Genomic DNA, 25,594 nt, shown 5'->3' on the forward strand with positions numbered 1-25,594 from the left:
CGCGTTCGCGCGCGTGCTCAGGGCGTGGTGTCGCGACGGGTCGTCGGCACCGGCACCGTGTCGGCCGTGGCCTCGGCCTCCGTGACGGCCGCGGCCCTGCGCTTGGCGATCAGGTGCTTGCCGATCTCGAGCAGGATCGGGACGACGGAGACGAACACGATGAGCAGGAAGATGATGTCGATGTTGTCGCGGATGAAGGCGATCTGACCGAGCAGGTAGCCCAGCAGCGTCACGCCGGCGCCCCACAGCACACCACCGACGATGTTGTAGGTGAGGAACACCGGATACCGCATGCGGGAGGCGCCCGCGACGACCGGCGCGAAGGTGCGCACGATGGGCACGAACCGGGCGAGGACGATCGTGATCGGACCGTGCCGCTGGAAGAAGTCCTCGGACTGGTCGATGTACTGCTTGTTGAGGATCTTCGCGTCGTAGCTCTTGAACAGGCGGGTGCCGCCCTTGGCGCCGATCCAGTAGCCCACCTGGTCGCCCAGGATCGCCGCGATCGGGATCGTCACCATCAGCACCCACAGCGGCGCGAACGGCGGGATCTCCTCGGACTTCGAGGCGGCGATCAGGCCCGCCGTGAAGAGCAGCGAGTCGCCCGGCAGCAGGGGGAACAGCAGACCCGACTCGATGAACACCACGAGCAGCAGGCCGATGAGCACCCAGGTGCCGAAGGAGTTGAGCAGGTTCACCGGGTCCAGGAATCCCGGCAGCAACGCCAGATTCGTCACGCTCTCCGGGACGACGGTCACGGACTCCAGGCCTCCGAGCACACTCACGGCCACCAGAGTACCGGTGGGAGGCCGGTGGCCCGAATCACGGCGGGCACCCGACTGTGTCCCCGCGCCGGCAGTTGACATACTGCAGGGACAACCCTGGCGCCTCCCGCACCCCCGGGGAGGCACCCATCGACTCTCATCTGGAGGACAGCCGCCGTGCCAATCGCGACTCCCGAGGTCTACGCCGAGATGATCGCCCGCGCCAAGGATCACTCCTTCGCGTTCCCGGCCATCAACTGCACCTCGTCCGAAACCATCAACGCCGCCATCAAGGGCTTCGCGGACGCCGGCAGCGACGGCATCATCCAGTTCTCGACGGGTGGCGCCGAGTTCGGCTCCGGCCTCGGTGTCAAGGACATGGTGACCGGCGCCGTCGCGCTCGCCGAGTTCGCGCACGTCATCGCCGCGAAGTACGACGTCACCATCGCGCTGCACACCGACCACTGCCCGAAGGACAAGCTGGACGGCTTCGTGCGCCCGCTGCTCGCCATCTCGCAGGAGCGGGTGAAGAACGGCGAGAACCCGCTGTTCCAGTCGCACATGTGGGACGGCTCGGCCATCCCGATCGACGAGAACCTGCAGATCGCCCAGGAGCTGCTGGCCCTGTCGAAGGACGCGAACATCATCCTCGAGGTCGAGATCGGCGTCGTCGGCGGTGAAGAGGACGGCGTCGAGAACGCCATCAACGAGAAGCTCTACACCTCGATCGAGGACTTCGAGAAGACGGTCGACGCGCTCGGCGCCGGTGAGAAGGGCAAGTACCTGCTCGCCGCGACGTTCGGCAACGTCCACGGCGTCTACAAGCCGGGCAACGTCAAGCTCGAGCCGTCCGTGCTGGCCGACGGCCAGGCCGCCGCTTCGAAGAAGCTGGGCCTGCCCGCCGGCTCGAAGCCGTTCGACCTGGTCTTCCACGGCGGTTCCGGCTCGCTGAAGTCGGAGATCGACGAGGCGCTGAGCTACGGCGTGGTGAAGATGAACGTCGACACCGACACCCAGTACGCGTTCACCCGCCCGATCGCCGGCCACATGTTCGCCAACTACGACGGTGTGCTGAAGATCGACGGCGAGGTCGGCAACAAGAAGACCTACGACCCGCGCAGCTACCTGAAGAAGGCCGAGGCGTCGATGACCGCTCGGGTCGTCGAGGCCTGCAACGACCTCAAGTCCGCGGGCCGCTCGGTGTCCGCCGGCTGATCCGTCCCTGCGCGGTCATCCCACACGAGCGGTGACGCGGGCCCGGCCCGCGTCACCGCTCGCGTCGTTTCACTCCCCGCAGACCTTCCAGTCCTCGCCCTCCTGGGCCAGGTCGAAGGTGCGCTGGGTGACGTCGGTCGGGGTGCCGGCCGGGTGCGCCGTCACCTGCGCGATGGCCTGGCCGTCGGTGATCTGCACCTTGTCGATGCCCGTGACGACGGGCACGGTGCCCTGGTCGACGGCGGTGCGGTGGATGTCGGCGAACTGCTCGGGCGGCACCGAGGCGTAGAACTCCTGCAGGCCGCCGCACGTCGTGGTGCGCAGCGTCGTCAGGTCGCCGGCGGCGAGCGCCCGGACGAAGGTCTCGACGGTGGTCCGGATCCGAGCCTCCGGCGAGTTCGCCGCCCGGTCGTCCAGGTAGACCTTCACGGCCGCGGCCGCCACCGCGGCGACGACGAGCAGGCCCGCGACGAGGGCCGCGATCGCCCAGCCCCGGCGGCCGCGCCGGGCGGGTGCGACCGGGTCGATGCGCTGCGGCCCCGGGACCGGCTGGACGCGCTGGGGTTCGATGCGCTGGGGTTCGATGCGCTGGGGTTCGACACGCCGCGCCTCCGGCCGGGGCGGCGGGACCCGCGTCGGCTGGACGCGCGGCGGTTCGGCGCGCTGGGGGGCGACCCGCTGCGGCTCCGCGCGTCCGGCCGCCCGATCGGGCTCGATCCGCTGCGGCGCCTGCTTGGGGGTGTGCGTGGTGACGGGGATGCGTGCGGTGGGTGCGTCGGCGGGGGAGGGCGCGGGCTCGGCGCGGCGCGTGGCCGGGATGGCCACGGTCGCCGCCTCGCTCGCCGCGGCCGGCCCGGGCTGTGCGGCCGGCGTGTCCGGGGCGGCGGCGGGATCCGCGGCACCGGCCGGGGCCGGCGCGTCGTCGCCGGGGGTGTCGCGCTCCGAGCCCGCGCGCGGCGCCGGGTCCTCGGCGTCGTCGTGCTCCGCGGAGGACCCGGGGGTGTCCGTCGCCGGACGGGGGGACGTGGTGGTGTCTTCGTTCTTCGGATCCGGCACGCGATCCCCCTTGCTGGACGGACGGCTGTTCTCCCGGGCAGCCTATCGACCGTCTTCGGGCGGTGGGCACAATGGTGGCCATGACGTCTTTCGGTGACCTTCTCGGACCCCAACCCACCCTGCTGCCCGGCGACGACGAGGCGGAGTCGGCGCTGCTGAACCACGAGGACCCGGCGAAGGTGGCCGCCGATCACCCGACCGCGTCGATCGCCTGGGCATACCTGGCCGAAGCCGCCCTTGGGCGCGGCGAGACGATCGCGGCCTACGCCTACGCCCGCACCGGCTACCACCGCGGTCTCGACCAGTTGCGCCGCAACGGCTGGAAGGGCTTCGGTCCCGTGCCGTTCGACCACGAACCGAACCGGGGCTTCCTGCGGTGCGTCGCGACGCTGGCCCGTGCGGCGAAGGAGATCGGCGAGGCCGACGAGCATGCCCGCTGCCTCGACCTGCTCGAGGACTGCGACCCGCGCGCCGCCGAAGCACTTGGCGTCGATTAGTCCCCGGTTACCCACCAGGGTGGGCACGCGCCGGCGGCTGCGCACGTCGGGGCTCCGCCTGCGTTCCTCGGCGCTGCCGATCCTGCAGTGCGCGCTGGCAGCGGGCATCGCCTGGTGGGTCGCCACGGGGCCGGTCGGGCACGAGCAGCCGTTCTTCGCGCCCATCGCGGCGGTGGTGTCGCTCGGGCTGTCACTGGGTGCGCGGATGCGACGGTCGGTCGAACTCGTCTGCGGTGTCACCGTGGGCATCGGTGTCGGCGACCTGATCATCTCGTTCATCGGTAGCGGCCCGTGGCAGATCGCGCTCGTCGTCGCGATGGCGATGGGCACGGCGGTCGCGCTCAACAGCGGCCCGATCTTCTCCATGCAGGCCGGGAACTCGGCGGTGCTGGTGGCGACCCTGATCCCGCCCGGCGGGTCCGGGGGTATCGACCGAATGGTCGACGCCCTCATCGGCGGGCTGGTCGGCATCGCCGTCGTCGCCGTCATCCCCACCCACCCGGTGCGCCGGGCGCGGCGGGAGGCGGCGAACGTGCTGTCCACCACGGCGGACGTGCTGCGCAAGGTCGAGGCCGGCCTGGTCGAGAACAACCCGAAACCCATCGAGGCGGCCCTCAGGGAGGCCCGGGCCACGCAGTCGGCGATCGACGCGATGCGCGCCAACATCTCCGGCGGCAAGGAGGTGAGCCGCATCTCGCCGCTGTACTGGAACAGCCGGCCCCGGCTCGAGCGCCTCATGGCCGCGGCGGACCCGATCGACAACGCCATGCGCAACACGCGGGTGCTGGCGCGCCGGTCGCTCTCGCTCGTGCGCGACGACGAGATCCTCGACCCGCGGCTGGTGCGGCGCATCGAGGACCTGGCCGGGGCGGTGGACGTGCTGCGGCTGATGGTCCTCGCCGAGCCGGGGGAGCAGCCCGATCAGGCGGAGGCGGCCCGGGTGCTGCGCAGCGTGGCCCGGGAGATGAAGCCGGACCTCGTGGCGGGGGCGGGCCTGTCCTCGACGGTGGTGTTCGCGCAGATTCGTTCGCTGATCGTGGACCTGCTGCAGGTGGCCGGCCTCGAGCGGGTCTCGGCGATCGCCACGCTGCCCCCGACGGTGGAGCATCCGGCGTATCCCCCCGAGTCCTGAGCGGCTCCCCTCTCCGTTGAACATATGCGTATGTCTGCATATGATTGCCGAAACTTCGGAGGGAGGACCATGGGCGTCGGACACGGCCACTCGCACGGCCATTCCGGGACGAGCACTCCCGGCGGGGCCGGCCCGTCGAAGGGACGGCTGTGGCGGATGGCGATCGCCCTCGTCGTCCTGGTCGCGTTCCTGATCCTCGAGACGGGCGTCGCCCTGTGGATCGACTCGCTGGCCCTGCTCGCCGACGCCGGCCACATGCTCACCGACGTGGTGGGCATGTCCATGGGCATGGTCGCGTTGATCCTGGCCCGGCGGGGCAGCACGGCGGCCGCGCGCACCTTCGGGTGGCACCGCGCCGAGGTACTCGCCGCCATGGCGAACGCCGCGCTGCTGCTAGCGGTGGCGGTGTGGGTGTTCTACGAGGCGATCCGCCGCATCGGTGACGCCCCGGAGATCCCCGGGACGGCGCTGGTGGTCACCGCGGCGGCCGGCCTGGCCGCCAACCTCGTCGTCATGCTGCTCCTGCGGGCCGACGCCAAGGACAGCCTCGCCGTGCGCGGCGCCTACCTCGAGGTGCTCGCCGACGCGGTCGGCAGCGTCGGGGTGCTCGTCGCCGGTGCCCTCGTGCTGCTGTTCGACTGGAGCCTCGCCGACGTCGTCGTCGGCGTCCTCATCTCCCTGTGGGTGGTGCCGCGGGCGGTGCGCCTGGCCGCGGCGTCGCTGCGCATCCTCACCCAGGCTTCGCCCGCCCACCTCGACGTCGAGGGGGTGCGCGCCGACCTGTCCGCCCTGCCCGGCGTCACCGGCGTCCACGACCTGCACGTGTGGACCCTTACCACCGGCATGGACGTCGCCACCGTGCACCTGATCAGCGACCACGACGGGCAGTGGGTGCTCGAGTCGGCCCGCGCCGTCCTCACCTCCCACGGGCTCGAGCACGCCACCGTCCAGGTGGAGACGACCGTCAACGGGCGGCGCTGCGAGGAGAACGTCACCTGGTAGGGCCGAGGCTGCTCACGCCAGGGAGGGCTCCCGTAGGCGGGTGACGCCGTCGACCACCAGCGAACACAGGACGAACACGGCTGCGGCGAACACGGTGGTGCCGATCACCACGGGGAAATCCCCCTCGAGCGCCGCCGTGATCGCCAGTCGGCCCACGCCGTCCAGGCCGAAGATCGTCTCGGTCACGATCGCCCCACCCATGATCGCCGCAAGCTCGAGACCGCCCAGGGTGATCACCGGGTTCAACGCCGCATCCAACCCGTGCCGGTAGTGGACGGCGTTCTCCGACAGTCCTTTCGCCCGCGCAGTCCGGATGTAGTCGGCGTCGAGGACTTCGAGCATCGACCCACGCACCACCCGCTGGAAGATGCCGATCTCCGCGATGGTCAGTGTCAGCCAGGGCAGCAGCAGGTGCCGTGCCCACTCGAACGGGTTCTCCGCGAACGGCACGTACCCGCTGCTGGGAAAGAGATACAGCCCGTGGGTCGACAGCGTGAAGAACAGAAAATACGACAGCAACATGCCGGTGAGAAACGTCGGCAGCGACAATGCGACGTAGGACAGGGCAGACAGGCCGTGATCGACTGCCGAGCCCGGCCGGCGGGCGGCTTCGACGCCCAGCACGATCGAGAGCGTCATCCAGATCACCAGGGCGCCCAAGGCCAGGGAGACGGTCACCGGCACCTTCGACAGGATCAGGTCCGTCACCGGTGTCTGCTGCCGGAACGAGTACCCGAGGGCGGGTGGCCAATGGGCGAGTCCCATCGGCGCGCCCTGGATGTCCGGGCCGCGGAGCAGGTAGTTCTTCAACTGCACGTACCACGGTTCGTGCAGGCGCAAGGCGCGGGCCACCGCGTCGATGCTCTCCTGAGTGGCGTTGCGCGGCGCGAGCATCGTCGCGGGATCCCGATAGGCGACGCGTGTGATCGCGAAGGCGGCGAGCAGCACGAGCAGGAGCGTGGTCGCCGATCGGGTGACGAGAGCGAGAAATTGCCGGAACATCGATCTCACCGCTTTCCGGGGTCGAGGACGTTGCGCAGGCCGCTGCTGAACGTGTTGAAGCCGAGCACGACGACGAACAGGGCCACGGCGGGACCGAGGAGATACCAGGGCTGTACCTGATAGATCGAGGTGCGTTGGGCGTCGGCGATCATGTTTCCCAGACTCGGCGTCGGGGCTTGGATACCGACCCCGAGGAACGACAGCGTGGCCTCGGCGACGATGTTGGTGGGCAACTGCACGGCCCAGTACACCGCGATCACCGGCACGACGTTCGGGAGGATCTCCCGGAACAGGATGTACCGCCGGCCCGCCGCGAGGGTCACCGCTGCGTCGACGAACGGCTGCGACCGCAGCGCCACCGCCATGCCCCGGCTCAGGCGCGCGAAGAACGTCCACGAGAACGCGGAGATGATCGCGATCACCACCAGGACCGGGCTGATGACCGGTCTGCCGTCCCCGCCTCGGTTGAGTGCCAGCAGGCTCAGCGCGGTCACGACGAACGGAAACGACAACACCACGTCGATGACCTGACCTGTCACCCGATCGAAGGCGCCTCCCATGAACCCCGACGTGAGACCGACGACCGTCCCGATCACCATCGCCAACGTGGTGGCGGGAATCCCTACGAGCAACGAGATCTGCGCGCCGTACAGCGTGCGCACCAGCACGTCGCGCCCTTCCCCGTCGGCACCGAGCCAGAACCCGAAGGACGGTCCGACCGGTATGCCGGATGCGTCCAGGGCCTCCTGCCGGAACTGTTCCGTGGGTCCATGCCCCACGACCGCAGCGACGAGCGGTGCCGCCGCAGCGGCCACGATCACCAGCAGCACCGTCCATGCTCCGAACCGAGCGGAGTGGTCCTGCATCAGTGCGCGGATCGCCTCGCCGCGGGACACCGGTGGGGCTTCGGCGTCCACGGCGCCGAGGCCGACGAGCTTCGTCCACGGTTCAGGCATCGACGGTGTCCCTTCGAGCGTGGCCGGGGACGGCACTCAACAGGGTGCGGGTGTACTCGTGCCGGGGCGCGGCGAAGATCTCGTCGGTGTACCCCTGCTCGACGATCATGCCGTCGCGCAGGACAGCGACCCGATCGCACAGCGCGGACACGACGCCGAGGTCGTGCGAGACGAACAGCAGTGAGGTTCCCTGCTCGTCGCGCAAGGCGCGGAGCAGGTCGACGATCTGCCGAGCGGTCGACATATCCAGCGCCGAGACCGGTTCGTCGGCGACGATCAGGGCCGGATCCAGCGCGAGAGCCCGGGCGAGCGCGACACGCTGGCGCTGACCACCGGACAGCTGTGCCGGATATCGGGCTGTGAATCCGCCGGGAAGGCCCACGCGCGCGAGTAATTCGCCGATTCTTCGCCGGATCTCGACCGGGGTGAACTCCCCCGCCAGCTCGAACGGTGCGGTGAGGATCTCGCTGATGCTGCGCCGCGGGTTCAGGCTGCCGTACGGATCCTGGAACACCATCTGGATCGACCGACGCACGTGCGGCTCCACCGCGACGCGCTGCCGTCCCGGACGCACATACGGAGAGCCGCGAAAATGCAGGATGCCCGAGTCGGCGGTCTCGAGCCCCGCGACGATGCGGCTGAGCGTGGACTTGCCGGAACCGGATTCGCCTACCAGGCCCACGATTTCGCCTTCACCGATGCACAGGTCGACGTCGGCGAGCACCTGATGGCGTCTGCGGCCTCCGGTGCGGAAACTCTTCGAGACATTCTCGGCCCGCAGTAGTTCGGCGCGGTGCGGCCGCGCACCGACGGGTGGGGCCACCGGCCGGTGCCGGGCCGCGAGCAGGGCCTCGGTGTAGCGGTGCGCGGGTGCGGTGTACACCCGATCCGCCGGGCCGGCTTCGACGACCTGCCCGCGGTGCATGACCACCACGTCGTCCGCGACGTCCGACACCAGGGCGAGGTCGTGACTGACCAGCACGAGCGCCATGTGATGGTCCTGCCGAAGGCGTTGCAGCAGACCAAGAATCGCGGACTGTACCGTCGCGTCCAGGGCTGTGGTCGGTTCGTCGGCGATGACGAGCTGCGGATCGTTCGCGATCGCGATCGCAATCATCACCCGTTGGCGCATGCCGCCGGAGAAGTGCACGGGGTAGTCGTCGATCCGGTCCCGCGCGCGGGCGATGCCCACCTCGTCGAGGAGTTCGACGACGCGGCGTCGCAGCGTCGCGCGGTCGACGCGCCTGTGCGCGGTGATGGCCTCGCCGATCTGTCGGCCGACCGGCATGAGTGGATGCAGGTTGCTCAGCGGATCCTGGAATACGAACCCGATGTCGCGGCCACGGAGCGCGCGCAACTGCTTCGGCGTCGCGGTCACCAGATCAGTGCCGTGGTGCAGGGCGCGGCCCTGCACCACGGCACCGGACCCGAGCAGCCCGGTGGCTGCGAGCAGTGACACGCTCTTGCCCGATCCGGACTCACCCACGATCCCGAGCGTCCGGCCCGCCTCGACCGCGAACGACACGTTCCGCACCGCGGTTCCGGACCGGAACGACACGGTGAGGTTCTCGACGCTCAACACGGACATGTCAGGCTCCGGGCCGGATCGCGATGTTGGTGAAGTCCGCCTGGGCCGGGAGCGACGCCCACGTCCAGTTGGTCACGCGATCGGACGAGATGAGGTTCTTGCGCTTTTCGAACAGCGGAATCCACGGCAGGTCGGTGGAGACGACCCGATCGGCCTCCGCCCAGATCGGCCCGGGGTCGACGGACGGGAAGGCCTGCCGGGCGAGTTCGTTGAGCCGATCGTTGCTGTAGCAGATGGCGTTGACGTTGCCCTTGCCGCACGGCGACGCCTCGGAGTTCAGCCAGCCGCCGAGCAGCATCCGGGTCGAGCGGCCCTGCCAGTCTGGGGTGAACGAACCGCTCAGGGCCACGTCGTAGCGGCTGCCGGGGTCCTGCAGGTAGGCCGAGTACTCGGTGCCGGGAAGTGCGGTGAGGTTCAGGGTGATGCCGGCCGCTGCCAGGTCTTCCTTCAGGGTGACCGCGATGCTCTCGAACTGCACGGTAGACCGGTAGACCGCGTCGAGGGTGAGGCCGTCGGGATATCCGGCCTCGGCCAGCAGTTGCCGCGCCTTGGCCGGGTCACCCTTGCTCCCCGGCGTCGCATACGGGTCGAACGGCTCGTGTCCGAGCAGGGTGGAGGTGACGATCTGACCGTTCGGCTTCGCGGCGATCGGGCCACCCTGTCCCTGAACGAGATTCGCCTTGTCGACGGCATAGGCCAGGGCCTGCCGCACTCGTGGGTCTCGCAGCGCGGTGGCGCCGGGGAACGTCGCCTCGGGCTTGGCGTTGAGCACGATGAAGTTGGCCGCGCCGCTGTCGGAGGTGTGCAGGTTGGGATTGTTCGTCGATGCGTACTGGTTCAGCACGGCGCGTGGCGGGACGTCCATGTACAGGGTGAGGTCCGCCTCGCCCGACTGCACCTTCTGCACCACGCTGTCCTCGCTGTTGGCCGTGAAGTCGATCGCGATCTCGTCGACGTAGGCTTTGCGGGCCGGATCGGCGTCGTGGTTGTACCCCTCGACCTTCTTCAGGATCAACTGCTGGCCCGGCTGGTACGTGTCGATCCGGTACGGGCCGGACGACGGGAAGTTCTGCCGGAACTCGAGCGAGTCGCCGAAGTACTTCGACGCGACCTCCGGCGGTAGCGGAGTTACGAAGTTCATGGTGAGGATGTCGAGGAAATCGTACGACTTGGCCGGCGCGGTGATGACCAGTGTCTTGTCGTCGAGGGCACGCACGCCCGAGATGTCGTGCGTGTCGATGAACCGCTTGGACGCGGCGAGGTCCCCGGTGGGCTCCTTCGCGAACTCGCTGCAGAACTGCGTGAAGCCCTCGAAGATCAGGTGGAAGTAGTTGACGGCCGCCACCTGCTTGTTCGGGTCGCAGAACCTCTCGATCGCGTAGACGAAGTCGCCGGCGACGATCTCGCGGGTCGAAGACCCCGAGTAGGTGATGCCGTCGCGCAGGTGGAAGGTGTAGGTCCGGCCGTCCTCGCTCACGTCCCAGGACTCGGCGAGGTCGGGGGTGAGTTCGGTGTCGTCCTTCAGTTCGTTCGCCGAGCCGGGGAACGTCACGAGCTGCCGGGTGATGGCGCGCTGCACGGCCCAGGCGTTCGTGTCGTACCCGGTCAGGGGATCGAGCGAGTCCATGTCGGAGGCCAGCGACGCGATCCGCAGCGTTCCGCCGGCGACGATGTCGCCGTCGGCGGCGCGGTTCGCCGGGGCGGTGCCGGTGCAGGCAGCGACAAGCACTGCAGCGAGCGCGGTGACGGCGATGCCAGCGCCACGCAGGGTGCGTGACGCCGGTCGGCGGGGTGTTCTCACAGGTGTCCTTCGGTGTAGCGGGCGGGAGTACGGTGGGGATCTCAGAAATTCGTCCCGGCGAACGCCGCCAGGTCGGTTCCGAAGCTCCGGTCGGCCGAGGCAATCGCGCCGGCGGAACGGGCCCGGACTGTTCCGGATGCGGCGAGCTGGTGCCATCGCACGCCACCGAGGAGCGCGCCGCTCAACGTCGCGACATCGGTTTCGAGATCGACGTCCGGTTCGATGCGGTGCGCGACTGTCTCCACGTCCCCTCCGGAGACGCGATATGTCCCGGTGTTTGCGGGGAGGAGGTGGTCGTGGACGCCGATGACGAGGGTCTCGCCGCCGGCATACGCACGAGCGCCGAGCGCCGTCCCGACATCGAGAATCCTCAGCCAGGTCTCGTCCCTGAGCCCGGTTGTCCGGGCCCCTCTCGGATCGGTGAGCAGCCACGGCAGCGACGAGTCGACCGGAAGGGTCGGGAAGATGATCCGGTCGACGAGATCGAGGTTCCAGAGGAACCGGACGATGCCGACGAACGTGTCTCGCGACGGAGCGTGAAGGTCGTCGACGACGACTGTGCGCTCGGTGCCGCCGAACCAGGCCTCCGTACCGATCGGGTGGTAGCGGACGAAGCCGGTCTCGGAGCCCTCGGATCCGGCGAGAGCGACGTAGGCGGGCCCCTGCGCGGTGGCCGCCCTCATCTCCTGGGCCGCCCACCACACCGGTGGTCTGGTGATCGCTCCTGGGCGCGGGTCCGCGTTGCGTGCATGGATACCGGGCAGAACGTCCCACGCGCCGGCCGGGTCGACGAGACGTACCCGATCACCGGCCGGGGCATCGGAGCGTAGGGCACCGCGGCGGGTGTCCACCTCGACGGCGGCCGCCCGGCTGGCGATCCCGTAGCCGTACCGGCCGTAGATCGTCGCCTCGGACGCGCGGAGCGTCGCGACGACCTCGCCGCCGGCACGGGCGTCCCCCAGCTGGCGCTGCAGTAGTCGCGAGACGATCCCGCGTCGGGTGTGGGTGGGGAGCACGCCGACGTGGGTGACTGCCGCGTGGGCGACCGTCCGCCCGCCCGGCAACGTCAACGAACTCGCCGCGGAGTCCACGGTGCCGACGAGCTGTCCCGCCACGTAAGCACCGAGGGTCCGGCCGGGCTCGAAGATCTTTCCGACGGTGCCGGGCGGCAGCGGATCGAACGACGGTAGGCCCACCATGGCGGTTCGGAAGACGTCGAAGGCACCGGTCAGATCCTGTTCATCGACCAGGACTCGAATGTCGACCTTGAGACCGGAGTGATCGGTTGGCTGCGGGGGCATGGCGTATTCCTGTCGTACGGGCGGCAGGCGTACCAGGAAGCGGTGCGCCTGCAGGATTGGGTGTCGGCGTCTCCGGATGCGTCACACCCGTCGCACACCGTACGACGGTCGTCGCCACCGACACACCTCGATTCACGGTGCCCGGTGTGCGATGAACGATCAACCTTTATGTGCGTCACTGATTTTTACCCTCGCGACTGCGGCGAACACGGGGTGGAGCGCACAAAAAATCACGGTGAGTGCAATCGGTGCCGACCGGGGATTTGCCCGGATACGGTGGACCGGTCGTTGCTTGTTTGTTGAAACGAAAGTGTGTGCCAGTGCGCAAAAGGAACCGTCTCGCCGCCGTGGCGGCGGGATTGACTGTGGTGTGGCTCGTCGCGGGCTGCGCATCCGGTGGTGCGGCGGGCGGCGACTCGAGCGAAAGTCCCAGCGATGGTGGTGATTTCGTCACCGGGCTGTATCTCGAACCGCGGGGCCTGGATCCGCACCGGCAGGTGTTCTGGGAGACGTATCGGGTCTCCCGCAACATCTTCGAGCCGCTCGTTGGCGAGGATCTCACCCGGGCCGAGGGTACGCCCGACCTCGTGCCGGTGCTCGCCACGAGCTGGGAGCACAGCGGGGACGGACGAACCTGGACCTTCCGGTTGCGCGACGGCGTCACCTTCCACGACGGCACCTCGTTCGACGCCGAGGCGTTGCACAAGAACGTCCGCCGGGTCTGGGACCGCTCCTACGAGTTCTTCGACGAGGAGAGCGCGGGCCGGGTCAAGGTGTGGTTCGGCGGCCTGCTGAAGGCGGCTCCCACCGGCGAGCACACGTACACCTTCGAATTCGAGCGCCCCTTCCTGGGCTTCCCGCGCATCCTCGCGCAGTCGATGTACACCCTTCCCGTCGGCAACCCGGCGATCTGGGAACGGTACGGAAACGACGGCTTCGCGGAACATCCGGAAGGCACCGGGCCGTACCGCTTCGTCTCCCGCGCCATCGGCGATCGCATCGTCCTCGAGCGCAACGACGGCTACTGGGGCGAGCGACCGCATCTCGACTCGCTCACCTTCCGCATCATCCCGAACAACCAGACCCGGGTGGCGTCCCTCCTGGGCGGCGAGGTCGACCTCATCAGTTATGTCCAGCCCGACGACGTGGAGACGCTTGAGAACGCCGGCCTCCACGTACCGGAAGGCACTGGGGCGGAACTGATCTACTTCTCGTTCAACCGGCGCAACCCGGTTTTCGACGACGACCGCGTGCGGCAGGCACTCGTCCACGGGCTCGACCGTCAGGCGCTCGCGGACGAGGTGTACAACGGCTATGCCGCGCCTCAGTACTCCTTCCTCCCGCCCGGTAACGAGGCGTACCGCGCCGACGTGAAGGACTTCGAGTACGACCCGGATCGGGCTCGGCAGCTCCTCGCCGAAGCCGGTTACGGGCCCGGCCAGCTGCGGTTCAACCTCGTCATCGACGTCGCCAACGAGAACGTCGGCCAGTGGCTGCAGGCGCACCTGAAAGAGATCGGTGTCGAGGCCGACGTGGTGAGCCTGGACCGAGTGAACTACTCTGCCCGCGTCTACAATCCGCAACCGGGCGACGGACTGAACATCGACGAGTTCGGCGAGACCGACGCGGAGTGGCTGTACAACGGCTTCAACGGCCTCGTCAACCGCGGCCTGAAGCCGGAGCAGTACCCGGAGGTCACGCAGGCGATCGAGACCGCGCTCTACACCGCCGAGCCCGACCGGCGAATCGCCCTGTGGCAGAAGGCGGAGGAGGAGCTGCGCCGGCGCGCGCTGGTCATCCCGGCCGTCAATCTGAACCGGTACTACGCGACGGGTCCGAACGTCGAAGGGTTCACGTTCGCGTCCACCAACTGGTACGACCTGTCGAACGTCTGGCTCACGGACATCCGATGAGCCGGTTCCGACGGATCGGATTCCGAGTCGCCAACATCGTCCCGATTCTGCTGATCGTGTCGCTGCTCGCCTTCCTGCTGGGCGCGCTGACGCCCGGAGACCCCGTCGAAGCGCAGTTCGCGTCGAGATTCCCGGCGGAACAGCTCGCGGAGATCCGGGCCACCTACGGCCTCGACCGGCCGTTGTGGGAGCAGTACTTCGTGTGGTTGAAGAACCTGCTCGTCGACGGCGGCGGGCTGTCCCTCACCCTGGGCACCCCCGTGTTCGACATTCTGGTCCCCAATTTCGTGAACACCCTGATCCTCACCGCGGCGGGGGCGGTCGTCTGCGTGGTGGTGGGGACCTCGATCGGGTTGCTCGCGGGCATATTTCACGGAACCTGGATCGACCGCACGGTCATGCTGCTCGTGCAGATCGGCAGCAACCTGTCGGTGTACTGGTTCGGTCTCGTCCTGATCAGCGTGTTCGCGCTGCAGCTGCGCTGGCTGCCGGTGGGTGGAATGGAGTCGCGCGGTGGCGGAGGACTCGCCGATCTTCTGCAGCACCTGGTGCTGCCGGCGGTGTCGGCAGCGTTGATCTCGATGCTGGTGCTTGCCCGGTTCGTGCGTATCGGGGTGATCCGGGAGAGGTCGTCGGACTGGTTCCGGACGTTTCTTTCCCAAGGCATTCCTACGCGAAAGCTGTATGGGAAGAACGTCTTCCGGAATATTCTGCCGAGCGTCGTGAATATCACGGGACTCGAGATCGGCACCCTGATCACCGGTGTGTTCTTCGTCGAGATCGTCTTCAATTGGCCCGGCATCGGTACGCAGCTGGTCAATGCGGTCAACGGTAAGGACTACCCGGTGATCCAGGGCGGGATCGTGCTCGTCGCACTGTGCTACCTCCTCGTCAACCTGATCACGGACCTGATCGTGGACGGCTTGAACCCCCGCCTGAAAGGCGCATGATGGCAACATTGCTCGAGGAGCGAGACACCACCGATCTTCCGGACCCCGCCCGCGTCGGTCGCCGACGTCATCGCATCCAGTTCATCGTCGCGGTGATCCTGATCGGACTCGTCGTGGTGTGCTCGCTGCTGGCACCGATACTGGCGCCGTACGATCCCGTCCTCACCGACTCCGCCGCGAAGTTCCTGCCGCCGGGAAGCCCCGGCCACCTGCTGGGCACCGACGAACTCGGACGGGATCTGCTGAGCCGGCTGCTGTGGGGCGGTCGCACGTCCCTGGTGCTCGCCGTGCTGGCGGTCGTGTTGGCGGCGGTGGTGGGCTCCGCGGCGGCGCTCGCGGCGGGCTTTGCGGGCCCGCGCGCGTCGGGGGTGATCATGCGGATCGTCGACGTGTTGTTCGCGTTCCCCGTCATTCTCGTCGCGATCGCCCTGGCCGCGTTGCTCAGCCCGGGTCCGGGCGTGGTGGTGCTCGCGATCCTGTTCGCGGTCGTGCCCTACGTCACGCGTGTGGTGTTCGCGGAGGTCAAGCAGCAGCATGGCAAGGAGTACGTCGAGGCCGCGATCTCACTCGGCGCCGGGCGTTGGTCGCTGATGCTGCGAGAGGTCCTGCCGAACGTCGCGGGCCCGATCGTCGTGTACGCCACGGGCCTCGTGGGCGCGATGGTGGTGTTTTCCGCGAGCCTCAGCGCGGTCGGAATCGGCGTGCAGCCACCCGAACCGGACTGGGGCCAGATGATTGCCTCCGGAGCGAAGGTGATCATCTCGGGGCACCTGTACGTCGCACTGATCCCCGGCGTGACGGTCCTCGTGGTCGCCCTGGCCTTCAACTGGCTCGGTGACGGCCTGCACGACGTGTTCAGCCCGCGAGTGCGGAGAGGAACCCGGTGATGACCAGCCTGTACGGAACCGACCTGCGCACACCGCCGACGCCCGCCGCGCCCGTTGCGGTCCTCGAGGTCCGGGGCCTGAACATCCGCTTCCCCGGCGATCCCGCCGACGCCCCCACGGTCGGCGACGTGTCATTCGCCATCAGAGAGGGACAGGTGCTCGCCCTCGTCGGCGAATCCGGCTCGGGCAAGAGTCTGACGGCCGCGGCACTTCTCGGTCTCCTTCCACCGGGGGCACACCTTGCCGGAGGCTCGATCCGGTTCCGCGGCGGCACCGACGCCCCCGTGGACCTCGCCGGCCTGCCCGAGCGGCGCCTCAACGCCTTCCGCGGGTCCGGCATCGGAATGGTGTTCCAGAATCCGCTGAGCTCGCTGGACCCGTCCTTCCGGGTCGGCAGTCAGCTCGACGAGGTTCTCGCCCGTCATCGACCGCGCACGCGGCGAGCGGAGCGGCGGAAGCTGAGCGCGGAGTGGCTGCGCCGCGTCGGGTTCGACGACCCGGACCGTGTACTCGACGCCTATCCGCACGAGCTCAGCGGCGGCATGCGGCAGCGAGTCATGATCGCGCTGGCCGGCCTCGCCGGGCCCGCGCTGCTGATCGCGGACGAACCGACCACCGCGCTCGACACCGTCGTGCAGCGGCAGGTCCTGGACCTGCTACGGGATGTGGCGCGCACGACCGGAGCGTCCCTGCTGCTCATCACGCACGACTTCGACGTGGTCGAGTATCTCGCGGACACCGTGGTGGTGCTGCGGGGCGGCGCAGTGGTGGAGTCCGGTCCGCGGGACACGGTGCTCTCGTCACCCCGCGACCCCTACACCCGAGAACTGCTCGCGGCGGTGCCCCGGCTCGGCAAGCGCCGTGCCCTGCCCCGCTGGCACGGACCACGCTCGTTGACCTCGCCCGGCGGCTCCGGTCCCGTACCTGTCGTGGAGGGCACGGATCCCGGTTCCGGGCCTGCCGTCCTGAAGCTCGACCACGTCACGAGGACGTTCACCGCCGGTGGCTGGGGGACCGGTACCCCCCGCCGCCGGTTCGTCGCGGTCGAGGACGTGTCGCTCGAGATCCGGTCGGGAGAGATCTACGGTCTCATCGGCTCCTCCGGCTCGGGCAAGTCCACCCTCGCCCGCCTGATGGGCGGCCTGCTCGACGTGACCGGCGGCTCGGTGGAGTTCCAGGGTCGTCGGATCGCGGGTGCAGATCGGCACACCCTGCGCGACATCCGTCCACGGCTGCAATATGTGTTCCAGGACCCGCTCGGCTCGCTCAATCCGAGCATTCGGGTCGGCGAGCAGATCGCCCGGCCGTTGCGGCGATTCGGCTGCATTCCCGACGGGGGCCGAGCAACGAACCTCGTCGTCGAAGCACTCGAACTGGTCGGACTGCCCGCCGAGTTCGCCGACCGGTACCCGCATTCCCTGTCCGGCGGGCAGGCACAACGGGTGTGCATCGCGCGAGCGCTCGCTCCGGCCCCGGAACTGCTGATCCTCGACGAGCCAACGTCCGCCCTGGACGTGTCCACGCAGGCTGGCGTCGTCGACCTGATCCTGGAACTACGCGAACGGCTCGACCTGACCTGTGTCTTCATCGGACACGGTCTGGGGCTCGTCGAATGGACTTGTGACCGCATCGGCGTGATGTCCCACGGACGCCTCGTCGACACCTTCCCGACCGAAGACCTGCACGACGCCGACAGATCGCCGGCCGTCCGTGAGCTGCTGAACGCCGATCTCGGCGCACGAAAGGTACGAATTTCATGACAGGACGTGATGCACCGGGCCGGACGCCGGTCGTTGCAGTGGGCCTCACCGGTGACGAGGCGAGTCGCCTTCTCGACGATCGCGAATCTCTCGATCGATGGTCCACGAGCGGTGCGGCATTCGGGGTGGTAGGGATCGATCGGATCACCCGGACACCACCCGCGGACCGAACGGCCGAGACTCCGCGCCCGACGGACATGGACCCGAGCATCGTCGCGACAGCGCTGGCCACCGGGGGTGGCCCGCCGCTGGTGGTCGCCGGCGCCGCGCACCACGACCTGCCCTATAACCTTGCGCGAAGGGTACTTTCGCTCGATCACCTCACGCACGGGCGGGCTGGACTGCTCCTCGGGCACCGAGATGCACGTGGTCACGGGCACAGCGCCTGGGGTGCTGTGGGGCTGAACGACGGTGCCGAGCTGGGTGCGGCCACCGCGGCCGACACGGCTCTCGCGATCGCCGAACTGTGGCAGAGCTGGCCACTCGACAGCGTGATCGCCGACAAGGACTCGGGCGTCCTCGTCCGCTCCGATCGGATCGTGCGCATCGACCACCACGGCGTCGTCGACATCGCAGGACCGTTGAGCGTGCCCAGCTCGCCACAGGGTGCGCCCGTCCTCGCGTGGTATGCCGACGATCCGGAATTGGTCGCGGCGGCTCCCGCCGCGGCCGATCTCGTCGTTCTCGGCGGATTCCCGGACGCCGCGAGCGTGGCCGCTGCCGCGTCCGGCCGCACGGGCCTGCTGGTGGAGGTCCCTGTCGCGGGAGTGCCGCGGCACGACGAGGTGATCACCGCGGTCGAAGAGTCGATCGCCGCCGGCGCCGACGGGGTGCTGCTCCGGTCGGCCGAGCCCGCCGAAGCTGCCGAGAGCGTGCTGCACCTGCTGGACCGAGCACTCGCCGTGCTGACCGCGGTGGACGGCACCGGCCGCGGAGATCGCGACGTGACGCTGCGCGCCACCCTCGGCCTCGCGCCACCCGCCCAGCTCCTCGCGCAAGCCCAGCCGGCGTTCGCGGCGCCGACGACGAGCGTCTACCGCTGACGCGCGTCGCCCCAGACCAATCCAGAAAGTGAACATCATGGCCGCACCCACCTCCACCGACATCCGGTCGCTGCTTGCCCGCCCCGCTGCGGAGTTCGGCACGCTCGCCGCGACCTACCGGCCCGTTTTCGCGCGGATCGCGGAAGGAAACCTCGCACGGGAACGCGCCCGTGAGTTCCCGCACGAACAGGTGCGCTGGCTGATCGACGCGGGATTCTCGCGGCTGCGGATCCCGCGTGAGCTCGGCGGCGACGGGGCATCGCTGCAGCAGGTCTTCCTGCTGCTCGCCGAACTCGCCGAAGCAGACCCCAACGTCTCCCATGTCTTCCGCAACCATCTTGCGTTCGTCGAGGATCGGTTGAATGCGCCGGACCATCCCGCCACCGAGGTCTGGCTCGAGCGATTCCGCCGGGGCGAGTTCGTCGGCGGCGGGTGGACGGAGGCGAGCAACGCGAGCTTCGGCGAGATTGCCACCCGCATCACCACCTCCGACGGCGTCACCCGCATCACCGGCAACAAGTTCTACGCGACCGGCAGTCTCTACGCGGACTGGCTCGACGTCATCGGCCGCGACGACAACGACGAACTCGTCACGGTCCTCGTGCCCCGCACTCAACCCGGCGTCACTCTGGTCGACGACTGGGAGGGCTTCGGCCAGCAGACCACCGCGAGCGGATCGGCCCGCTACCAGGACGCCGAGGTCGACGAGCACGGCATCTTCCCCGCCCAGGACCGCTTCGCCTACCAGGGGCTCTTCTACCAGACGGCGCTGCTGTCGGTGCTCGTCGGTATTGCCCGAGCAGCCTTCCGAGACGGCACTGCGGCGTTGCGGCGCCGCACGCGCAACTACCCTCTCGGCGTGGACCAGGCGCCTCCGCAGGACCCGCTACTGCAGCAGCGCATCGGTTTCCTCGCGACGCGTGTGTTCCAGGCCGACGCGGCCCTGGAAAAGCAGGCCGCCACGCTCGACGCGGTGGCACGGGCCCACGCGCTTGGCGACGACGAGACGGAGAAGGTCGCGCTGGTGCAGGCGACCGTCCGCACGCACGAGGCCCAGTCGGTCGTCGTCGACTCGGCGCTCGAGGTGACGACGACCGTCTTCGATGCGCTGGGTGCCTCTGCGACGGCGGTTCCGCTGGCGCTGGACCGGCACTGGCGCAACGCCCGGACGCTCGCCTCCCACAACCCGCGGGTGTTCAAGGAGCGCGTGCTCGGTGACTTCTACGTCAACGGCACGGTGCCGGCGGGCGGTTCGAACCCGTACGCCCGCCCGCAGGGACAGGGGGTCTAGCTCGATGGGGAACCGACGAGACGGTCATGTGATCCTCGGCGTGAATGTCCTCGTCTACGGGTACATTCCGTCGGCCTGGCGCTCGCCCCTGCTGGGAGCGCGGGACTTCCTCGAGCCGGCGTACTGGGAGCGCATCGGTCGGCTCGCCGAACGCGCCACACTGGACGCCGTGTTCCTGGCCGACGCGCTGGGGCTGGGGGATCCCGCGTACGACGCCAACCCGATCCGGCTCGATCCGACCGTCCTGTGGGCGCACGTCGCGCAGGCCACCGAACGGGTCGGTCTCATCGCCACCGCGTCCACCACGTTCAACGATCCAGTCGAGCTCGCGAGTCGCATTCTCACGCTCGATCACGTGTCCCGGGGCAGAGCCGGCTGGAACCTGGTGACCACCCGGGACGACCGCTCGGCCGCGAACTTCGGACTGTCACGGGTCGTGCCGCGCTCCGAACGGTACGACCGCGGTGCGGAGTTCGCGGAGCTGGTGCAGCGACTGTGGTCCGCTGCGGGAACCGGCGAAACGGTGCGATACGACGGGAGGTACTTCGGATACGACGGCGATTTCGTCGCCCCCGCCTCGCCGCAGGGCCGGCCGGTGCTCTTCCAGGCCGGCGGCTCGCCCGGCGGCCGTGACATCGCCTCGCGCTTCGCCGACGGCGTGTTCGCGGCGGAGATCACCCAGGAGACGGCACGGGAGCACTATCGGCAGGTCAAGGCCGATGCGGTCAGGCACGGGCGCGCGCCGGGCGACGTGAAGATTCTGCCCGGTCTGCTGCTGACTCTCGGTTCGACGGAGGAGGAAGCGCGCCGGCGGGTCGACGAGTTGTACGAGACCAGCCCGGGCTGGTACTCCGCGGCGTGGCTGTCGCACGCGATCGGTGTCGACGTCGCCAAGCTCGAGCTGGACGAGAAGTTCCCCGACGACGTCCTGCGGGGACCGGTGGACACCGACCTCTTCCAGGGAAGTATCGGATTCCGGGAGTCCATCCTCGAACAGATCCGGCAGACCCAGCCGACGGTCCGTGAGTACCTGCGCGAAACTCGATACACCGGCTCCGGGCACGGCGGGTTTGTCGGGACTCCGGAGCAGCTCGTCGACCGCATCGAGGAGTGGTATCTCGGCGGTGCGTGCGACGGGTTCAACCTGCAGCCGGACATCCTGACGGACGGGTTGGAGGTCATCGCGGACGAGGTGGTACCACGGCTTCGGTCGCGCGGTCTGTACCGCACCGAGTACGAGACGGAAACGCTGCGCGGGCACTTCGAGGCAGCGGAACCGGCCCACCGTGCCGCCCTGCACGCGGCGATCTGACGCGGCGGGGCGCCTCCGGTGGTCGCTGCGGCTCAACCCAGCCGCAGCGACCACCGGCCCCCGCGTCCGTGCAGCCGGACCTGTGCGAGCGGGCGCACGTCGATCCGCCAGAATCCTGCCGGGGGCGCGCCGAGGGCGTACACCGTCGCGGCGCGGATCACGGCCGGGTGGGTCACCGCGACGACCCGGCCCGGCGCCAGCTCGTCGAGCCACCGCGCCACCCGTTCGGTCAGCTCCGCGATCGACTCGCCGCCGTGCGGCGCCGCGTGCGGGTCGGTGAGCCACTGCTGCAGGCTCTCGGCCGGCACCTCGTCCATCGCCCGCCCCGCCCAGTTGCCGTAGTCCAGGTCCCGCAGCGCCCGATCGACCACGGCCGTCGTGCCCAGCGCGGCCGCAGTCTCGACGGCCCGTCGCTCCGGCGCCGCGACGACGCGGTCGGCCACCGGCGCGACCGCCCGCTCCAGTTCTCGTCGGCCGCGTTGCGACAGCGGCTCGTCGGCGGGGAACCGGACGGCGCGCTGCGCCTCCGTCGAGGCATGGGCCAGAAGGACGAGGCGAACCACGGCGGTCATCGAATCACAACCGCCGGGGGTGTCGCCTTGACAGGGGCGGGCTCACGGTGCGACTGTTCCTGCGTCACACGTGCCGAGGTGCAGGCAATCCGGTGCAAGTCCGGAGCGGTCGCGCCACTGTGACCGGGCGACCCGCCCGGGAGTCAGAAAACTGTCTCGGCGCATGGATTTTCGACGGGACGCGTTATCCCAGGAGGATGCCATGGCTACTGTCCACACCCCCGAGTCCACGATGGGCTCCGCGGCGCTGGCCGCCGCGATCACCGCCGTCGTGCTGCTCGCCTTCGTCACCCTCTACCTGGTCGGCTTCGATCAGGGCGCGATCTCGCGCACCGGCATGTTCATGCATGAGCTGATGCACGACGGCCGGCACCTGCTCGGCCTGCCGTGCCACTGAGGCCGGGGGCCGGCGTGTCACTGAGGCCGGGGGCCGGCGTGTCACCGAGTCCGGGGGCCGGCGTCTCGTCGCACCCGGACGCTGCCGTGTCGGCAGGCGTCCCGCTGACCGGCCCCTACACCCGGATCCTGCTGCGCGGCCTGCTGGCCGGCCTGATTGCCGGCCTGCTCGCCGGCGCCGTCGCCTTCGTGGTCGGCGAGCCGCACATCGAGGCCGCGATCGCGCTGGAGGAGGCCGCCGCGACGCACGCGGCCACCGAGGCGCACTCCCACACGCACGAGGCCGCGTCCGCCGGTCACAGCCACGGCGAGGACGCCCTCGTCGGCCGCACCGGGCAGAAGGTGGGCCTGATCCTCGCCACCACCCTCGCCGGTCTGGCGCTCGGCGCGCTGTTCGCGTCGGTGCTGCACTTCGCCCGGCGCCGCACCACGCTGTCGGGTCCCGCTCTCGGACTGCTCGGCGCCGGAGCGGGATGGCTCGCGATCGAAGCGGTGCCGTTCCTGAAGTACCCGGCCAACCCGCCGGCGGTGGGGGACCCGGACACCATCGACCAGCGCACCCTCCTGTGGGTCGCGGCGGTCGTGCTCGGCCTCGTCGCGCTCGCGGTGGCGGTGGCCGCCGCGAAGGCGCTCGCCCGTCAGGAGCTGCGTACCGTCCGGCTCGCCGGACCGGTCCTGGCGTTCCTCGTCGTGGTCGGTCTCGGGTATGCGGTGCTGCCGACGATCGACGAGGTCGGCACGGGCTTTCCGGCCACGCTGCTGTGGGACTTCCGCGTTGCGTCGGTGATCGTTCAGACCACCCTGTGGTTCGCCCTGGGCGTGGCGTTCGCGTTCCTCACCGAACGCGCCGATCGTCGCGTGCCCGTCCGCGTGGCGTAGCCGTCGTGGGACAGGGCCTGCTCGTCGCCGGAACCACCTCGGACGCCGGGAAATCCGTGGTGACCACCGGGATCTGCCGGGCCCTGGCCCGCCGTGGGTTGTCGGTCGCGCCGTTCAAGGCGCAGAACATGTCCAACAACTCCATGGTGGCCGTCGACCCGGTCACCGGCGACGGCGTGGAAATCGGCCGCGCGCAGTGGATCCAGGCGGTGGCGGCGCGCGCCGTACCCGAGGCCGCGATGAATCCGGTGCTGCTCAAACCCGGCAGCGACCGCCGCAGTCACGTCGTCGTGCTCGGCCGGCCCGCCGGTCACCTCGAGGCCGGCGAGTTCGCCGGCGGCCGAAAGCACCTCGCCGAGGCCGCCTTCGGTGCGCTCGACGACCTGCGGGACCGGTTCGACGTGGTGGTCTGCGAGGGTGCCGGCAGCGCCGCCGAGATCAACCTGCGGGCCCACGACTACGTGAACATGGGCCTGGCCCGGCACGGCGACCTGCCGACCGTGCTCGTCGGCGACATCGATCGCGGCGGGGTGTTCGCCGCCATGTACGGCACGCTCGCCCTGCTGGATGCGTCCGATCAGGCCCTCGTCCGCGGCTTCGTGATCAACAAGTTCCGTGGAGACCTCGGGCTGTTGCGTCCCGGTCTCGAGTCGCTCGAAAAGCTCACGGGCCGGCCCGTGCTCGGCGTCCTGCCCTGGCAGCGCGGCCTGTGGCTCGACTCGGAGGACTCGCTCGCCCTGTCGTCGCGCCCGGCCCACGACGGCGCCGGGTCGCTCACCGTCGCGGTGGTGATGCTGCCGCGGATCAGCAACTTCACCGACGTCGACGCGCTGTGCCTCGAACCGGACGTGCGGCTGCGGTTCGTCGACGATCCGCGCGCCCTCGCCGGCGCCGACGTGGTGATCCTGCCCGGCACCCGCGCCACCCTCGCGGACCTCGCGTGGCTGCGCGGCCGCGGCCTCGACACCGCCGTCGCCGACCACGCCCGTCGCGGGGGCGTGGTGCTCGGGATCTGCGGCGGCTTCCAGATGCTCGGCCGGCGGATCTCCGATCCGCACGGCGTCGAGGGCACCCCCGGGGCGTGCGTGGACGGGCTCGGACTGCTGGACGTGCACACCCGTTTCGAACCGGAGAAGGTGCTGCGGCTGCCGGCCGGGTCGGCGCTCGGGGTGCCGGCCTCCGGGTACGAGATCCACCACGGCCGCATCTCCCGCGGCGGCGACGAGGAGTTCCTCGGCGGCGCCCGGGCGGGAACGGTGTTCGGCACCATGTGGCACGGCAGCCTCGAGGGCGACGCCCTGCGCACGGCGTGGCTCCGCGAGGCGGCCGCCCTCACCGGGCGCGACCTCGCCACCGGCACCGTCGGCTTCCACGCCGCCCGCGAGGCGCGCCTCGAGGTGCTCGCGGACATGGTCGAGGAGCACCTCGACGTCGGCGCCCTGCTCGGGATGCTCGGGGCTCGGCCGGTGCTGCCCACACTGACGGGCGGCCTGGCGTGACCGTCCTCATCCTCGGCGGCACCGGCGAGGCGCGGGCGCTCGCCGCCGGCCTGGACACCGCGGGGGTGGCGTACGTGTCGTCGCTTGCGGGACGGGTGCGCAACCCGCGCCTGCCGGTCGGCGACGTGCGGATCGGCGGTTTCGGCGGCATCGACGGACTGCGGGAGTATCTGCGCGGCAACGGTATCCGCAGGGTGGTCGACGCCACCCACCCGTTCGCCGCGCGGATCAGCGGTAACGCCGCGGCCGCCTGCGCGGCGGCCGGGATGCCGCTGCTGCGCCTGGTGCGGCCGGGCTGGACCGGCACCGGCGACTGGACGTGGGTCGACGACCACGATGCGGCCGCCGCGGTGGCCGCCCGGGGGGCGAGCGTGTTCCTGAGCACTGGCCGCCAGACCCTCGATCGCTTCCTCGGGCCGCTCGCGCGGCACCGCGTCCTGGTGCGGGTGGTCGAGCCGCTGGACCTCGACGTGCCGGACTCCTGGACGGTGCTGCTGGCCCGCGGCCCCTACACCGTCGACGGCGAGCGTGCGCTGCTCGCCGGCCACGGGGTGGACGTGCTCGTCACCAAGGACTCCGGCGGGGACCTCACGCGCGCCAAGCTCGACGCGGCGGCCGAACTCGGGGTGCGGGTGGTCGTCGTGCGTCGCCCGCCGTCGCCGGCGGGCGTGCCGACGGTGGCGACGGTCGCGGACGCCGTCGCGTGGGCGACGGGTTCCTGCGCGGATTAGTCGTCCGTGCACGCAATGTCGTGTGCAGACGACCGGGAACCGCGCCG

At 69.9% G+C, this 25,594-nt stretch carries 23 protein-coding genes and 1 riboswitch; of the genes, 15 read left to right on the top strand and 8 right to left on the bottom strand.

The genetic code is table 11. The features are described from left to right. Window positions 1-17: 17 nt before the first annotated feature. Window positions 18-791: a DedA family protein gene (locus tag OCS65_RS08130; RefSeq protein ID WP_006945355.1), complete on the bottom strand. Its 774-nt coding sequence runs from the start codon at window positions 789-791 to the stop codon at window positions 18-20. A gap of 150 nt (window positions 792-941) precedes the next feature. Between OCS65_RS08130 and fbaA the strand changes: the two genes are divergently transcribed. Beyond that, on the top strand, window positions 942-1,979 hold the full coding sequence (fbaA, locus tag OCS65_RS08135; RefSeq protein WP_006945356.1) for a class II fructose-bisphosphate aldolase: 1,038 nt from the start codon (window positions 942-944) through the stop codon (window positions 1,977-1,979). A gap of 69 nt (window positions 1,980-2,048) precedes the next feature. Here fbaA and OCS65_RS08140 read toward each other — a convergent pair whose 3' ends face one another. Next, a complete protein-coding gene (locus OCS65_RS08140) occupies window positions 2,049-3,035 on the bottom strand; it encodes an Rv0361 family membrane protein (protein WP_185712957.1) in 987 nt (328 codons plus the stop codon). Window positions 3,036-3,115: 80 nt separating this feature from the next. Between OCS65_RS08140 and OCS65_RS08145 the strand changes: the two genes are divergently transcribed. The 3 genes from OCS65_RS08145 (at window position 3,116) to OCS65_RS08155 (ending at window position 5,666) form a co-directional block, all read left to right on the top strand. Further along, window positions 3,116-3,532, top strand: coding sequence for a DUF3151 domain-containing protein (locus tag OCS65_RS08145; protein WP_029545418.1), 417 nt, complete (start codon window positions 3,116-3,118; stop codon window positions 3,530-3,532). After that, complete coding sequence (locus OCS65_RS08150) at window positions 3,519-4,664, top strand: FUSC family protein (protein WP_044476451.1); 1,146 nt, start codon at window positions 3,519-3,521, stop codon at window positions 4,662-4,664. The genes OCS65_RS08145 and OCS65_RS08150 overlap by 14 nt, the downstream gene beginning before the upstream one ends. 69 nt (window positions 4,665-4,733) lie before the next feature. After that, window positions 4,734-5,666 carry a cation diffusion facilitator family transporter gene (locus OCS65_RS08155; protein WP_006945361.1) on the top strand — a complete coding sequence of 311 codons (933 nt, stop codon included), beginning with the start codon at window positions 4,734-4,736 and terminating at the stop codon, window positions 5,664-5,666. Between the two features lie 12 nt (window positions 5,667-5,678). Here OCS65_RS08155 and OCS65_RS08160 read toward each other — a convergent pair whose 3' ends face one another. The 5 genes from OCS65_RS08160 to OCS65_RS08180 are packed head-to-tail and all read right to left on the bottom strand — an operon-like array spanning window position 5,679 to window position 12,314. Further along, entirely contained in the window at window positions 5,679-6,668 is a 990-nt protein-coding gene (locus OCS65_RS08160) for an ABC transporter permease (protein WP_044476452.1), read from the bottom strand. 5 nt (window positions 6,669-6,673) lie between these two features. After that, the gene (locus OCS65_RS08165; protein ID WP_006945380.1) at window positions 6,674-7,624 is read right to left on the bottom strand and encodes an ABC transporter permease; all 951 of its coding nucleotides are present in this window, start codon (window positions 7,622-7,624) and stop codon (window positions 6,674-6,676) included. After that, the gene (locus OCS65_RS08170) at window positions 7,617-9,212 is read right to left on the bottom strand and encodes a dipeptide ABC transporter ATP-binding protein (RefSeq protein ID WP_006945382.1); all 1,596 of its coding nucleotides are present in this window, start codon (window positions 9,210-9,212) and stop codon (window positions 7,617-7,619) included. The genes OCS65_RS08165 and OCS65_RS08170 overlap by 8 nt, the downstream gene beginning before the upstream one ends. Before the next feature lies 1 nt (window position 9,213). Then, window positions 9,214-11,013 carry an ABC transporter substrate-binding protein gene (locus OCS65_RS08175; protein WP_006945383.1) on the bottom strand — a complete coding sequence of 600 codons (1,800 nt, stop codon included), beginning with the start codon at window positions 11,011-11,013 and terminating at the stop codon, window positions 9,214-9,216. Window positions 11,014-11,054: 41 nt separating this feature from the next. Next, a complete protein-coding gene (locus tag OCS65_RS08180) occupies window positions 11,055-12,314 on the bottom strand; it encodes a GNAT family N-acetyltransferase (protein WP_006945384.1) in 1,260 nt (419 codons plus the stop codon). 320 nt (window positions 12,315-12,634) lie between these two features. On the opposite strand from OCS65_RS08180, the gene OCS65_RS08185 reads away from it, so the two are divergent. From OCS65_RS08185 to OCS65_RS08215, 7 genes are all read left to right on the top strand, one after another. After that, window positions 12,635-14,227, top strand: coding sequence for an ABC transporter substrate-binding protein (locus OCS65_RS08185; RefSeq protein ID WP_161997169.1), 1,593 nt, complete (start codon window positions 12,635-12,637; stop codon window positions 14,225-14,227). Beyond that, on the top strand, window positions 14,224-15,177 hold the full coding sequence (locus OCS65_RS08190; protein ID WP_006945386.1) for an ABC transporter permease: 954 nt from the start codon (window positions 14,224-14,226) through the stop codon (window positions 15,175-15,177). The genes OCS65_RS08185 and OCS65_RS08190 overlap by 4 nt, the downstream gene beginning before the upstream one ends. Next, on the top strand, window positions 15,174-16,064 hold the full coding sequence (locus tag OCS65_RS08195) for an ABC transporter permease (protein ID WP_102799305.1): 891 nt from the start codon (window positions 15,174-15,176) through the stop codon (window positions 16,062-16,064). Before OCS65_RS08190 ends, OCS65_RS08195 begins: the two co-directional genes overlap by 4 nt. After that, complete coding sequence (gene nikE / locus OCS65_RS08200) at window positions 16,064-17,824, top strand: nickel ABC transporter ATP-binding protein NikE (protein WP_044476453.1); 1,761 nt, start codon at window positions 16,064-16,066, stop codon at window positions 17,822-17,824. The genes OCS65_RS08195 and nikE overlap by 1 nt, the downstream gene beginning before the upstream one ends. A 197-nt stretch (window positions 17,825-18,021) precedes the next feature. Next, window positions 18,022-18,867 carry an LLM class oxidoreductase gene (locus tag OCS65_RS08205; RefSeq protein WP_161997168.1) on the top strand — a complete coding sequence of 282 codons (846 nt, stop codon included), beginning with the start codon at window positions 18,022-18,024 and terminating at the stop codon, window positions 18,865-18,867. Between the two features lie 37 nt (window positions 18,868-18,904). Continuing rightward, the gene (locus OCS65_RS08210) at window positions 18,905-20,158 is read left to right on the top strand and encodes an acyl-CoA dehydrogenase family protein (protein ID WP_081637061.1); all 1,254 of its coding nucleotides are present in this window, start codon (window positions 18,905-18,907) and stop codon (window positions 20,156-20,158) included. A 4-nt stretch (window positions 20,159-20,162) separates the two neighbouring features. Next, entirely contained in the window at window positions 20,163-21,470 is a 1,308-nt protein-coding gene (locus OCS65_RS08215; RefSeq protein ID WP_044476454.1) for an NtaA/DmoA family FMN-dependent monooxygenase, read from the top strand. Between the two features lie 32 nt (window positions 21,471-21,502). Here the strand turns inward: OCS65_RS08215 and OCS65_RS08220 are convergent, their stop codons facing one another. Continuing rightward, window positions 21,503-22,042: a histidine phosphatase family protein gene (locus tag OCS65_RS08220; protein WP_006945392.1), complete on the bottom strand. Its 540-nt coding sequence runs from the start codon at window positions 22,040-22,042 to the stop codon at window positions 21,503-21,505. 59 nt (window positions 22,043-22,101) lie between these two features. Next, window positions 22,102-22,215, top strand: a riboswitch (cobalamin riboswitch). Window positions 22,216-22,274: 59 nt separating this feature from the next. Between OCS65_RS08220 and OCS65_RS08225 the strand changes: the two genes are divergently transcribed. From OCS65_RS08225 to OCS65_RS08240, 4 genes are all read left to right on the top strand, one after another. After that, window positions 22,275-22,439, top strand: a complete 165-nt coding sequence (locus tag OCS65_RS08225) for a CbtB domain-containing protein (protein ID WP_373566487.1) — start codon at window positions 22,275-22,277, stop codon at window positions 22,437-22,439. 86 nt (window positions 22,440-22,525) lie between these two features. Beyond that, on the top strand, window positions 22,526-23,317 hold the full coding sequence (locus OCS65_RS08230; protein ID WP_263509386.1) for a CbtA family protein: 792 nt from the start codon (window positions 22,526-22,528) through the stop codon (window positions 23,315-23,317). A gap of 5 nt (window positions 23,318-23,322) precedes the next feature. Continuing rightward, complete coding sequence (locus OCS65_RS08235) at window positions 23,323-24,816, top strand: cobyric acid synthase (protein WP_006945396.1); 1,494 nt, start codon at window positions 23,323-23,325, stop codon at window positions 24,814-24,816. Continuing rightward, a complete protein-coding gene (locus OCS65_RS08240) occupies window positions 24,813-25,547 on the top strand; it encodes a cobalt-precorrin-6A reductase (RefSeq protein ID WP_263509388.1) in 735 nt (244 codons plus the stop codon). The genes OCS65_RS08235 and OCS65_RS08240 overlap by 4 nt, the downstream gene beginning before the upstream one ends. Window positions 25,548-25,594: the final 47 nt, after the last annotated feature.

The sequence above is a fragment of the Rhodococcus aetherivorans genome (assembly GCF_025722975.1).
Taxonomy (GTDB): domain Bacteria; phylum Actinomycetota; class Actinomycetes; order Mycobacteriales; family Mycobacteriaceae; genus Rhodococcus; species Rhodococcus aetherivorans.